This is a genomic window from Vibrio sp. Vb1574 (assembly GCF_033338675.1).
In genome coordinates this window covers 188,021-200,979 of the sequence record NZ_JAWOTC010000002.1, presented here as the reverse complement: position 1 = coordinate 200,979, position 12,959 = coordinate 188,021, and the positions used below count along the sequence as shown (strand labels likewise).

The 12,959-nt window shown below is 43.5% G+C and carries 10 protein-coding genes and 3 tRNA genes; 6 read left to right on the top strand and 7 right to left on the bottom strand.

Going from position 1 to position 12,959, the window contains the following annotated elements:
- Window positions 1-7: 7 nt before the first annotated feature.
- Window positions 8-94, bottom strand: a tRNA-Leu gene (locus tag R7O12_RS02620).
- 220 nt (window positions 95-314) lie between these two features.
- On the opposite strand from R7O12_RS02620, the gene R7O12_RS02615 reads away from it, so the two are divergent.
- Window positions 315-1,325, top strand: coding sequence for a CHAD domain-containing protein (locus R7O12_RS02615; protein WP_318125602.1), 1,011 nt, complete (start codon window positions 315-317; stop codon window positions 1,323-1,325).
- 69 nt (window positions 1,326-1,394) lie between these two features.
- On the top strand, window positions 1,395-2,183 hold the full coding sequence (locus R7O12_RS02610) for a lipase family protein (protein ID WP_005375991.1): 789 nt from the start codon (window positions 1,395-1,397) through the stop codon (window positions 2,181-2,183).
- A gap of 74 nt (window positions 2,184-2,257) precedes the next feature.
- On the opposite strand, the gene R7O12_RS02605 is transcribed toward R7O12_RS02610, so the two are convergent.
- From R7O12_RS02605 to R7O12_RS02590, 4 genes are all read right to left on the bottom strand, one after another.
- Entirely contained in the window at window positions 2,258-2,512 is a 255-nt protein-coding gene (locus R7O12_RS02605) for a hypothetical protein (RefSeq protein ID WP_005375990.1), read from the bottom strand.
- A gap of 130 nt (window positions 2,513-2,642) precedes the next feature.
- Complete coding sequence (gene amyS, locus R7O12_RS02600; protein ID WP_318125601.1) at window positions 2,643-4,166, bottom strand: alpha-amylase; 1,524 nt, start codon at window positions 4,164-4,166, stop codon at window positions 2,643-2,645.
- A gap of 307 nt (window positions 4,167-4,473) precedes the next feature.
- Window positions 4,474-4,547 (bottom strand) — tRNA-Cys (locus tag R7O12_RS02595).
- A 36-nt stretch (window positions 4,548-4,583) separates the two neighbouring features.
- Window positions 4,584-4,670: transfer RNA gene (locus R7O12_RS02590), tRNA-Leu, on the bottom strand.
- 550 nt (window positions 4,671-5,220) lie between these two features.
- On the opposite strand from R7O12_RS02590, the gene R7O12_RS02585 reads away from it, so the two are divergent.
- From R7O12_RS02585 to R7O12_RS02570, 4 genes are all read left to right on the top strand, one after another.
- The gene (locus R7O12_RS02585; RefSeq protein ID WP_053303666.1) at window positions 5,221-6,852 is read left to right on the top strand and encodes a methyl-accepting chemotaxis protein; all 1,632 of its coding nucleotides are present in this window, start codon (window positions 5,221-5,223) and stop codon (window positions 6,850-6,852) included.
- A 201-nt stretch (window positions 6,853-7,053) separates the two neighbouring features.
- Window positions 7,054-8,283, top strand: coding sequence for an alanine racemase (alr, locus tag R7O12_RS02580; RefSeq protein ID WP_025767730.1), 1,230 nt, complete (start codon window positions 7,054-7,056; stop codon window positions 8,281-8,283).
- Window positions 8,284-8,594: 311 nt separating this feature from the next.
- Complete coding sequence (locus tag R7O12_RS02575; protein ID WP_017820197.1) at window positions 8,595-9,326, top strand: AzlC family ABC transporter permease; 732 nt, start codon at window positions 8,595-8,597, stop codon at window positions 9,324-9,326.
- Window positions 9,323-9,631, top strand: coding sequence for an AzlD family protein (locus R7O12_RS02570; RefSeq protein WP_017820198.1), 309 nt, complete (start codon window positions 9,323-9,325; stop codon window positions 9,629-9,631). The genes R7O12_RS02575 and R7O12_RS02570 overlap by 4 nt, the downstream gene beginning before the upstream one ends.
- Before the next feature lie 140 nt (window positions 9,632-9,771).
- Here R7O12_RS02570 and dld read toward each other — a convergent pair whose 3' ends face one another.
- Both dld and R7O12_RS02560 read right to left on the bottom strand, forming a co-directional pair.
- Window positions 9,772-11,478 carry a D-lactate dehydrogenase gene (gene dld, locus R7O12_RS02565; RefSeq protein ID WP_065275338.1) on the bottom strand — a complete coding sequence of 569 codons (1,707 nt, stop codon included), beginning with the start codon at window positions 11,476-11,478 and terminating at the stop codon, window positions 9,772-9,774.
- Window positions 11,479-11,860: 382 nt separating this feature from the next.
- Window positions 11,861-12,763: a LysR family transcriptional regulator gene (locus R7O12_RS02560; protein ID WP_017633645.1), complete on the bottom strand. Its 903-nt coding sequence runs from the start codon at window positions 12,761-12,763 to the stop codon at window positions 11,861-11,863.
- Window positions 12,764-12,959: the final 196 nt, after the last annotated feature.

The following is a 12,959-nucleotide window of genomic DNA, read 5'->3' as shown; positions in this document are numbered from 1 at the left end:
ATTTTGATGGTGCCCCGGGCCGGACTTGAACCGGCACAGCGCGAACGCCGAGGGATTTTAAATCCCTTGTGTCTACCAATTCCACCACCAGGGCAACGCAATCATGCGATGGGTTAGACACCATCTATCTCGCGACCTTTGCCGTGAGAACGAGGCGTACTTTAACGGATTAATTTATCTGGTCAACAAAAAATTAGTCTTTTTTATTCAAATGGTTAAAAAGACGACTCTAACGAACAAAGGGCGATCATTTTGCTTATTTGATCATCAATACACTTTGCTTTCGTGCCTTTTAACCTTCTCATTTTATATCAATGAAGAGCCAACAAATCGCGCAAGTTAACAGTATGGGTATAAACTTAACGTGTATTTCAGAGAACAAAATAGCGCTCATCATGTTTCGAAAACCATCATTTCACTTACCCTTACATGCCGACTCCGAACTCGACTTCGTAGTGCCCCACTTCTTCCTTACTGAATTTGATTATGCACGCTCTCTGGAGCAGGGAGTCATCGACGACTTGGATCCTGAATATACACACCAATATCGCGTCACACTGAGGCGCATACGCTCACTATGCTCACTACTTCGCGAACTGATCCCTCCTTTTGAACAGCGTATTTTGAAACCTCATTTAAGAATAATGATGAAGAAAACAAATAAGCTGCGTGATTTGGACGTATTTATCTTGGACAAAAACCAATACATTGAAATGCTCCCAAATCACAAATCGTCTCTTGAGCAACTTTTTTGCTTTATAGAATCTGAACGTGCTTACGAACAAGCAAAAGTTACGCGTTGGCTAGATACACAAGAATACACAACGCACTGCACTTTGATCAGGAATAGTATGTTGCGAAGTACGCAACACGAACCAGTGGATAGCAACGTACCTGCGTTACTTTTCGCAAGCCAAAAAATCTCCGTTCAATTTAAAAAAGTTGATAAAGCACGACGCAAAATCTCGGACAAAAGTCGTGACAGCGTGATTCATTCGATGCGGATAAAGTGCAAAGCGCTTCGTTATTTGTTAGAAGGATTTTCCACGCTCTATCCTTCCCAACAGCACAAAAACAACGTGAAACAACTAAAACTATTGCAAGACAAGCTCGGTGACTTTAACGACACTTCAAGTCAAATTGAATTTTTCGCACAACTCAAAGAAACAGCAAATCTCAATAAACAAGATCGTAAGGCTTTGAAAAAGCTAATTAACGTGCTTAGCGAACATCATGAACTCTCTCGCCAAACCATCTTGACGCATTTAAGCCAGTTAGAGTCTTTCGTTCGCGATTCCAATACACAAAATCTCTACCGACCCTAAATCAAGGTTCACGTATTCTTAATATTCATTAATTACAGTCAATCGTTGGGCTCCACTAAGAAAGATAACGTGAAACCATTAAAACGATACCAATACGAGCGCTATGCGGTGCTTTGTAATCTCGCCTACCCTCGCGTCTTCAGACAAACTCAATATGGATTCGATCCTAATGGGCAACGAGTCATTAGAAATGAACACGGTAAGATTATGATTCGCGTGCTCTGGAGTAAAAAACAGAGTGAAGTGGTCGTAGTGATTAAAGGCTCACACAGTATCAGTGATTGGTTGTTGAACTTCGCGATGTGGACGAGAAGCTGTCGAAGGTTGGGACTAAACTATCGCATTCACGCGGGTTTCTATCATCTGTTGTTCCAAGAAAGTTTACCGAGCCGGAATGAAGATCGGTTAGGGTTGACCGTGATCGAACGCCTCGAAGGTATCGTTGTACCACTTATTCTCAGGGGAAAAAGAATCACTATTACTGGCCACTCTTCAGGTGGCGCGATTGGCAGTGTTTTTGCTGACTATATTGAGAAAAAATACCCCAAAAGCATTAAACGCGTGGTCACTTTCGGACAGCCCGCTGTCGGAGATTGGACGTTTAAGAAACGCTACCGTTTGGGGCACAAAACATACAGGATTTGTTGCGACATCGACATCGTGACCTTTATGCCGCCCGTACCTTTTTTGTATTGGCATGTAGGCAAAATGCTATGGTTATATAACGGGAGAATATACGAGAACACCCCAACGCTCATACGGCTTGGGCGCTCCTTATTTAGTTGGTTAATGCGACCGTTCTCTTATCACTTTATGAGTAAATACATTCGCGACAAAGACTTTTTTGATGAACGCTGAGTTAAACATCCGAAAGGTATGACGTACAGACACCAAAAAGCCGGACTTCGCCGGCTTTACGATTAAGTGGTGATCTACAGAGAGGCGATTTCTTTTTCAAGTTGATATTTGTTATCTGTGACAATTCGCTCTAACACTTCAACACGTCGCTTCAAGTCACCAATTTGCTTGTTAAGGTTATCTTGTTCTTCTCGGCTCATCGTATTACGTTCAGATATCTCCAACGCTCTTACTTCTTTACGATGGTTCAAGATTAACTTTATTATCCCGCCCCCAAATATGGCACCGAACACAATAGCCACAACCAATACATCAGCAATAGATTCCATTCTTTATCTTCCTCTAGATTATGCTCAACTATAAGTTACTCATTTGTCGAATGAATATCAAATAACACATTGATTCATTGAAGAGTTTTATCAAGAATTGCCTACTCTGTATCAAAATCACAGGAATGGATTATTCAACGCCAACCCAAACCGAGACAGATCCGCCGTTTACTGGGAACTCAGCCCAACCATTCGCATCAGTCCAAACTTCTTCAGTTCGGAGACCCAACTTGTCTACGTAGCGAGCACTTGGTTTACCCGTATACATCCACTTCGAGCCGCCAGGTCCATCACTCATGATCACGGCCATTGAATGTGGATGCTTTGCATCACCTTCTCGAGTCCAACCAATTACGTCCCAGTGGTCGAGATAAGAATGTTGTTTGCCATACGCATAATCTTTACGCAGTGTTACTAGCTCTTCAATGTAAGGCACTTTGACCATATTGATGTCATGCCCTTTATCACTGTACTGCGCGCCGTAGTAATCTGCATAAAACACGGATGGATAGCCTTCTTCACGCAATAAGATAAACGCGTAAGCGAGCGGCTTAAACCACCAATCAACCGTCGACTCCAAAGCCTGCAAAGGTTGAGTGTCATGGTTTTCTACTAAGGTTACCGCTTTGACTGAATTGTCCTTCATCAGCGTACCATCCATGATTTGACGCATATCGTAGCTACCACCCGATTTAGACGCATTGTAGAAGTTCATATGTAACGGTGCGTCGAATAGAGACATGCTGCCAGAAGTTTTGGTGATAAAGTTATGCAACTGATTAACATCGTAGTTCCAGTACTCTCCGACCGTGAATAGTTCTTTCCCTGTTTTCCGACGTAGGTGATCAATCCATTCTTGCAGGTATTGATATTTGATGTGCTTCACCGCGTCCATTCTAAACCCATCCACACCCGTCATGTTGATATACCACTCGCCCCAGTCTTTCAGCTCTTGCTTCACTTCAGGGTGATCCATATCTAGATCAGCGTACATAAGGTAATCGTAGTTGCCTTTTTCCGAGCTAACTTCCCAATCCCATGCCTTACCCTCACCTTTGAATTTGAAGATAGCTTTTTCTTCGCCAGCATCGTCCCAATCCACGCCATCAAAGTGGTACCACGTCCAATGAAAGTTCGAGTACTTGTCGTTGCGCCCAGGGAAATCAAACTCTACCCACGCTTCAATCCATTTATCACCAAGTTCAATATTTCGGTTGTTCCAATCTACTCGCTTGGTATCAACCCAAGACTTTCCATCCGCACCACCGCGATGGTTGAACACCACATCGCCATAAATCTGGATATTGTTTTTATGGGCAGCATTGATGGCGCTTAGGTACTGATCTTTGGTGCCATACTTGGTGCGCACCGAACCTTTTTGATCAAACTCTCCCAAATCGTACATATCATAAACGCCATAACCGACGTCCTTGCTACCACCAGCACCTTTATAGGCGGGCGGTAACCATAACGCAGTAAAGCCGTTGTCAGATAGTGCCGAAGCGTTGTTTTCAACTTGTGTCCAGAGTGCACCGTCATTTGGCACATACCAATGGAAATACTGCATCATGGTGCCATTTTGTGCCGCCATTACAGGCGAACTGAGCAGCAAAGTTAAGGGTAAAAGTGTAGGTTTAAGGTTGAATGTTTTCATTATTTTTCTCTCACGTTAAGGACTAGAATCCTCCTTTCTGCATATACGCACCAAGCGATACTAACTATGACGCTAGCTAGGTTGCTGCCTGTAATACAAAAAGTTCGGATTACAATCGAAGAGAAACTATCACCAATCACACTATACAATTATTGAGTTGTCTAACATTTATAAAATCAATGATTAGCGCGTTAAAAATATTGAATGGTGATCAAAACATGGGAGACTTTAGGAAAGCGCGAAGGGTTACGAAAAGGCGGACTAAAAACGAAAAAAGCCAGTCATTTAAGACTGGCTTTCGAAATAGTGGAGGCGCCTCCCGGAGTCGAACCGAGGTCCACGGATTTGCAATCCGCTGCATAGCCACTCTGCCAAGGCGCCTTTCTGATTTTGTATCTCTGTCACCAAAGATTTTGATGGTGCCCCGGGCCGGACTTGAACCGGCACAGCGCGAACGCCGAGGGATTTTAAATCCCTTGTGTCTACCAATTCCACCACCAGGGCAACGCAATCATGCGATGGGTTAGACACCATCTGTCTCAGCGACCTTTGCCGTGAGAACGAGGCGTACTTTAACGGATTAATTTATCTGGTCAACAATAAATTTTATCTTTTTGATTTAAGTGCTTAAAAAGCGATCTGCCTAGTATATTTGGCATTCAATTAGACCAATAAGCACCCGTTCCCTTTCATTGTCTATTAAGTCATACGCATACTAGTGCCCGTAACTGCTTCGAGGTAAACACGCGACTATCACGTTATGAACGCTGATCTTTTCACCGCTGTAACATCTGTAACAATTTGATTCCCTACTCTTGGCACGACTGCGTACAGAACATCATATTTTGTTACCGATAACTTTATATCGAATGTGGTCGTACCTTTATAAAATCATTGACTTTTTTTATTTTCAAACAAAGCTCAATTCATTATCGAAAATATCAATAAATAATGGTACGTTACACGAGTTGCAGTAATTTAATGGACATATATCACATATAAGGATGTGGTTTACTTTGGCGACACAACATAAGAAAAACAAGGTATATCACTAATGTCTATCAAGAATCTTTCTATAGCGAAAAAGATATCGCTATCGTTTTTACTCATTGCCATCGTCAACATTGCATTTGGCGTGTTTTTATCTACAGAGCTCAAAAGCATCAAATCTGAGCTTTTAAACTATACCGATGATACGCTTCCTGCAATGGAAAGGGTCGATTCGATTCGAGACCACTTGTCTCGCTGGCGCCGAGCTCAATTTGCTGCGTACACTTATGAAGACGCAGACCAAGTCAAAACTAAAATTTCTAACAATATTAGAGAACGCGAAAAGATCACTAGAGAGCTCAACGCTTACGGTGAAACTATCTGGCCTGGCGAAGAGCAGCAAACTTACCAGCGTCTTATGCGTCAGTGGAAAAAGTACTTGGATACTATGGACCAGTACAATGAAGCGATGCTAGCTAACGACAAAAGCAAGGCCCACCCTATTTTGGCGAACTCTTTGTCTGCTTTCGAAGCGGTTGACTCAGAGTTAGGCGAACTAATCCGTCTCCTTAAAGAAGCTATGGACAGCAACAAAACTCATATCCTGTCCTCTGTAAATGGATTGAGTAATTCTTCAATTGCAAGTAACGTGATTATTCTACTGATCATGGTAGGCATGACATACGTGCTGACTCGGCTAATTTGTGGCCCACTTAAACTTGTTGTTGAGCAAGCAAATGCCATCGCGACAGGTGATCTATCAAGTGACATTGACCGTAAAGCAATCGGCAATGATGAGCTTGGTGAACTGGCAGACGCGACCACTAAGATGCAAGATGACTTACGCCAAGTTATCGATAATGTGATTGCTGCAGTTACTCAGTTAAGCAGCGCTGTCGAAGAGATGAACCAAATCTCCGATATTTCTGCGTCTGGTATGAAAGATCAACAGCTGCAAATTACGCACATCGCAACAGCAATGACAGAAATGAAAGCGGCCGTAGCCGATGTTGCTCGTAACACTGAAGACTCAGCGAACCAAGCTAACGAAGCAAACCGCCGCACACAACACGGTGTTCGTGAAACCCAAGGTATGGTTGACGCGATTCAAGAAGTTTCAAATGTAATTGGCGCTGCAGGCGATACCGTAGCAGAGCTTGAACAGCAATCGAATAAAATTAACGTTATCGTGGATGTTATCCGCGACATCGCCGATCAAACCAACCTACTTGCACTTAATGCAGCCATTGAAGCGGCGCGTGCTGGTGAGTCTGGTCGTGGCTTTGCCGTCGTTGCAGACGAAGTTCGAACTCTTGCTGGCCGTACGCAAGATTCAACGAGTGAAATCACTTCGATCATTGAGCAGCTACAATCACTTGCAAAAGACGCAAAATCAGCCACTGAACTTTCTAGAACCAGTATCTCAGAATGTGCAGAACAAGGCATTCAATCAAAACAGCTGATGAGCGACATTGAGCATTCGATTTCGGACATCTCAGACATGGGTACCCAAATCGCCACGGCTTGTAACCAGCAAGACTCTGTTGCGGAAGAGCTTAACCGCAGCATTGAAAACATACATTTAGCATCTCAAGAGGTCTCGCAAGGCTCGGAGCAAACCGCACAGGCGTGCCGCGAACTAAGCCAGCTATCCATTTCTCTTAAAGATGTAATGAGCCGCTTTAAACTGAGTTAAACTCAGTGGGTACCTTAGTAGATATCAAATCAATCCCGATTTGCTTAAATTGAATGTCATCACTGAGGTATATTTAGGTATATATTAAATCACTATCTTAATAAACGCTCCAAAGCACCACTTGGAGCGTTTTACTTCGTCAGGTACTTTCCCCAAGTACTCAATAACATAACCAATACAAAAAACGCGTACGGAGACTTTATGCGCTTAAATAAAACCTTACTATCACTGACTATCGCTGCTGCAATCGCGGTTCCTGTAATGCAAGCTACTGCTGCTCCTCTTCAAATTAGCAATACAGCAGCAAAAGCAGAGCAAGTTCAAGGTGCTAACGCTTGGCTAGAAATAAACTTAGGTCAGTTCCGCGATAATATTGAGCAGTTTAAATCGCACATGGATGGCAAAACGAAAATTTGTGCCGTGATGAAAGCCGACGCATACGGCAATGGTATCGCAGGCCTGATGCCGACTATTATCGAGCAACAAATTCCTTGCGTTGCCGTTGCAAGTAACGCCGAAGCACAAACTGTTCGCGACAGTGGCTTTAAAGGCCAACTTATGCGTGTACGCTCAGCGGATATTGGCGAGATTGAAGCCGCAATCAACCTAAATGTCGAAGAGTTGATAGGCACAGCAGAGCAAGCTAAAGCACTGTCTAAACTAGCCGAGAAAGCTGGTAAAGAAATCAAAGTTCACCTTGCTCTGAACGACGGTGGTATGGGACGTAATGGTGTTGATATGACGACAGAAGCAGGCAAGAAAGAAGCGCTAAAAATCGCTCAACAAGCTGGCGTAAATATTGTTGGTATCATGACTCATTTCCCTAACTACAATGCAGACGACGTGCGCCAAAAGTTAGCTTCATTCAAAGACAGTTCTGCATGGCTGATTAAAGAAGCGAATCTAAAACGCGACAACATTTTACTGCACGTAGCAAACTCTTACACCGCGCTTAATGTTCCTGAGGCGCAGCTTGATATGGTTCGTCCTGGTGGCGTTTTATACGGAGACTTACCAACTAACCCTGAGTACCCTTCTATCGTGTCTTTCAAAACACGCGTGGCATCCGTTCACCACCTGCCAAAAAATAGCACAGTCGGTTACGACAGCAGCTACACAACAAGCAAAGAAAGCTTAATGGCGAACATTCCTGTTGGTTACTCTGATGGTTATCCACGAAAAATGGGGAATACGGCAGAAGTTCTGATCAATGGCCAACGTGCAAAAGTTGCGGGCGTTGCTTCAATGAACACTACTATGGTAGATGTTACAGGTATCAAAGATGTTGAGCCTGGTTCTGAAGTTGTTTTGTTTGGCTCCCAACAAGGCAAAACGATTTCAGCTGCTGAGATGGAAAAACACGCAGAAGTCATCTTCCCTGAACTATACACGGTTTGGGGAAGCGCGAACCCTCGTGTCTACGTAAAATAAACCTATTCAGTTATTCGTAACAGAGCGAAAAAGCGAGCCTCGTGCTCGCTTTCTTTCTTATTTACTAATCTGTACTAGCTCGTGATGTTATCAATTAAACAGAGCTTACTATTTCTGTTGTTTTATTCTCCTTTAGCACTACCAAGCGCGACTCTCTACACTCTGTTTCTTAAAGCCGCTTGGATGGCTCAATTTTATATAGCACTTAGAGTTTGAAAGCCCCTCCAATTGATGTTAAACATGAAGTTTACAAAAGAATAACAAACACACTCGTATGGCACTGCCCCTTTGCCTGCTAGCTAGGTATCTCTATGACAGAAAATACTCAACATCTTCAACGCTCCTCCACTGAGTTGCACGAATTTAATCGGCTTGACGTCTGGAACGGCTTCACCCAACTTTTACCCCTCTCTATGTTCGTGGTCATATTTGGCCTCGCTTTCGGTGTTGCTGCGGTACAGACTGGACTAGATGTATTTCCCACTATGTTGATGAGCACACTGGTCTTCGCCGGTGCTTCACAATTTGCCACGTTAGAAATGTGGGGAGCAGAAGTCCCTCTCATTCCAGTTCTTATTACTGTATTTGCTATTAATGCTCGTCACCTCTTGATGGGAGCTACACTTTATCCATGGTTACGACAACTCCCACCAACAAAACGTTACGGTGTAATGCTGGTAGCATCAGACGCTAACTGGGCAATGGCACTCAATGCATTTGGTAGAAAAGAACCAGGCTTTGGCTTGCTTGTTGGTGGCGGCTTAGCGATGTGGTCTTTTTGGATTGTGGGCACCTGGATCGGCATTTATTTTGGTAGCGCAATCAAAGATCCGGTGGGCCTAGGGCTCGATATGGTTATGGGATGCTTCCTGCTGTCTATGGTGGTGGCCGGGCCGAAAGACTTAAGAATCTTTGCTATTTGGGCCATAGCAGCAGCCTCTTCTATGTTGGCGTATTGGTATTTGCCAGAGAATAGCCACGTAGTGGTTGGCGCCATTACTGGCGGAGTCTTGGGTGCTTGTTGGAAGGAGAAGAAAGCATGAACATCGAAACAACCTTAGGTGGCACACTGCTTATCATTATCGCTATGGCGTTAGTCACGCTCATAACCCGCTGGGGCGGAGTGTATGTTATGTCATTCATTCCAATTAGCGAACGGGTTCAACGTTTCATTACTGCGATGTCAGGCTCCGTATTGGTTGCCCTTTTAGCTCCGCTAGCAGTAGAGGGTGATAATGGTGCTAGAGCAGCACTGTTTTCTACTGCCGTTGTCATGTTCATCGTGAAAAAGCCTCTACCCGCAATTGCAGCAGGCATCATCGCCGCCGCCGCGGTACGTGCTCTTTAGTCGTTGTTTCAACGCCGATACCAATCATCAATAAAAGACCCAAAACACAAAGCCCTGATGTCACGAGTGTCATCAGGGCTTATCTTATGCTCATCATTTTAACGATGAACAACGATTATTAATCATGGTGAGACAGCACATCACGCACAGCAGTTACAATTGCGCTTATATTTGTCCATTTTACCAATACCAGGGTTAAAGGTATTGGTTGGGTCTAATTCGTGGTAAAACTTCTGCAACGAGTTTTCGGCTTCATACAAGTGACCCACGTTATGTTCTGCTGGGTATTTGGCACCACGGCTATTGAGGTGCTCTAGCATCAGCTTTTTCATCAACTTCGTGTCAGTCCCTTTTTTGAAAATGTAATCTTGATGGAAGACGTAACACATAAAGTGACCATAATAGAGCGCTTGAACAAGGTTCTTACTCACCTCTTCAGGCAAAGTTTCTAGCCACTCTTCATCATTACGTCGCAATGCAATATCAAGTGCAACGATGTCTTCTACGTCTTTTCGGTGAATCGTCTCGTAACGAATTGCTGCACCAGCGGCTGCAAAGCGATGTAAATAAGCTTTTTTACCTTCTTCCGGCGTACACTCGAAGAAATCACAGTCGTCTTCAACAGCCCAAACTTCTTTGAGGTATTTTTGTGCTTCAGCAATACCACCATCACTCATTTTCAATACCAGGTGATGCTCATACTTGTCACGGAAATCCAGCATTCGTTCTGGTAAATGTTGTGGGAACAACTTGCTCGCGTAGTACAAAATGGTGTCTGGCAAATATTTACTGACAAACGGGATGCGCTCTAAGAAGTTTTCTACCTTAGCTTTAAGTGCGAACATTTTTGGCAGCTTATCTGTGCCTAACAAGTCGATGGATAAGAACACATCCTTGCCGTACTTCTCTGCCATGTTGAAGATATCTCGATGCAAGTATTCTCCCATCTCAGGCAAGTTATCAAACGTAGATAAGAAGTCTTTTCGCAACTTCGTTAGTTTCGCAGGGTCATTGGTGCCAAGGTAAAAAACCTGCTCTTTTTCGGGTACTGGGTAGCTGTCAACCCGAACGGCAAAAACACCCAACTTGCCAGCACAGCCACTGGCTTCAAATAATCGGCGTTCATCGGCATTAAAGCGAGAAGGAATGTCAGAAGTCACGTCTCGAACACGTTCATCGTATTCTCTGTCTGATGCCATTCGCTCATCATGAATGATCTTCGCTGGGTCAAAGTTCCCTTCTTGCAGGTTTGTTAGAATTTCTTCTGGCGTTTCACCTAATCCTTCAATACCAAGGTGGTTCACCAAATGTAACTGGCCTTGCTTATCGACCTGCGCGTAGATCGCCAGTTCCGTATAAGCAGGACCACGCTTAACTAGCGCACCGCCTGAGTTATTGGCGATACCACCGACCACAGTGGCACCTAGCGATGAAGAGCCGATGATAGAATGCGGTGCTCGGTTCACTGCCTTCAACTCTTTCTCCAAAGAGTGTAAGCTCGCACCAGGCAAGCAAACCGCCTGCTTACCACCATCTAATAAGTGAATCTTCTTGATTTTGGTAATATTGATCACAACCACATCGCGATCATAATCATTACCACTCGGAGCTGAGCCCTCTGTTAAACCTGTTTTAGCCGCCTGCATGATAATGATGCAGTTTGCTTCAACACACTGTTTAATAATCTTCCATTGTTCTAGAAGAGTGTTAGGAAACACGATAGCAAGCGCATTACCACTACCCGAACGAAACCCCGAGCGGTAATATTTCGTTTTAACCTCGTCGGTTAGAACATTTTCTTCCCCCACGATGGTTTTAAATTCTTCAATCAGCTGCTTTTGTTTCATATCCGTATCTCTAGTTATTGTACTTCGCTCACAACACCGCTTAGCGGCAGGCATGGCGTTTGAGCCACTATAAGCAGTCCATTTCTCTGCGTCTATGTCAGGCGGACGAACAATACGTAATCAATAAACAACAAACAAAATAATTCTTTATTTTTCTGTTACTTATCTTTCACATTTGAGAAATTTAACGTAAGAAACAGACCGTTTCTTAAAAGAAACAATAGCAAAACCATTTGTTAACAGTTGTGCGGGGTATCTTGTTATCAATATTAGTGAAGAAAACGAGGAGAAGCGTAAGCTCCTAAATTTAAGAGGACTCTTAGAAATGAAGATGGAAACATAAGCTCAACACCAACATAACGATCGGTGTTGAGTTATTGGCTTAAAATCGATGGTTTTGACTTTGAAAGCTTGTGTATAGATGATCGATAAAGATCTTAATTTTTTCTGGTTGCTGACGAGTGTAAGGGTACACCGCATAAATACCCAAACATTTGGCTGTTTCGTCTTTAAATAACTGAATCAGACTGCCTTGCTTTAAGTCTTCATAAACCAATACACGCGGCACATAGATGATTCCCTGCCCTAACAGCGCCACATTTCTCAATACAGAAGAATTGTTAGTACAGAGGTTACCGTCGACGGTGATTTGATATACCTCGTCTCCATCTTTAAACGCCCACTCATGCGCTCCGGTTTCTTGGTAGGAATAGACTAAACAGTTGTGTTTAGCCAAGGCTTGAGGTTGTTTAGGTATGCCATGTTTAGCTAGGTATTGGGGTGACGCGCAAATGATCCAATTCGCATCCACCAGCTTTCTTGCAATCAGACTAGAATCTGGCAACACACCCGTTCTAATTGCCAAATCAAAACGTTCATTCACGATATCGACGAAACGATTATCTAGATCCATATCGATATTGATGTCTGGGTATTTCTGATTAAATTCATTAATCACTTGAGGAAGAATTAATTCACCAGAGATAGTAGGCACCGAAATTTTAATATTTCCAGATAAGTTTTTACCTAAACCCACAATGGATTCTTCCGCCGTTGCCACCGCTTGATAAACCGCTTTTGCATGAGTAAAAAACGCTCGTCCTGCTTCAGTCAACGTTAGCGTTCGCGTTGTTCGGTAGAGAAGCTGTACACCAAGCTCTTGTTCAAGCTTGGCAATGCGTTTACTGACGACCGATTTAGTCAGTGACATATGTCTCGCGGCAGCACTGAATGAACCTTGCTCGATCAAGTGATAGAAAATGATGTAATCGTCGGTATTTCTCATGCGTCTTCGTCAAATCCTTTGGAAGCCCGTATTGTAAACTGAAATTGGCTGAGGTGCGAAACATCGGGTCACACTTAATATCAGAAACTCGTGACAGAGATGGGGTTGCTAAGCTCACAGGTAATGAAAAAGAGATGGTGTGAATTTATCAGTCTTCAGATACAAAAAAACCAGCTTTCGCTGGTTTTAAGTTGAT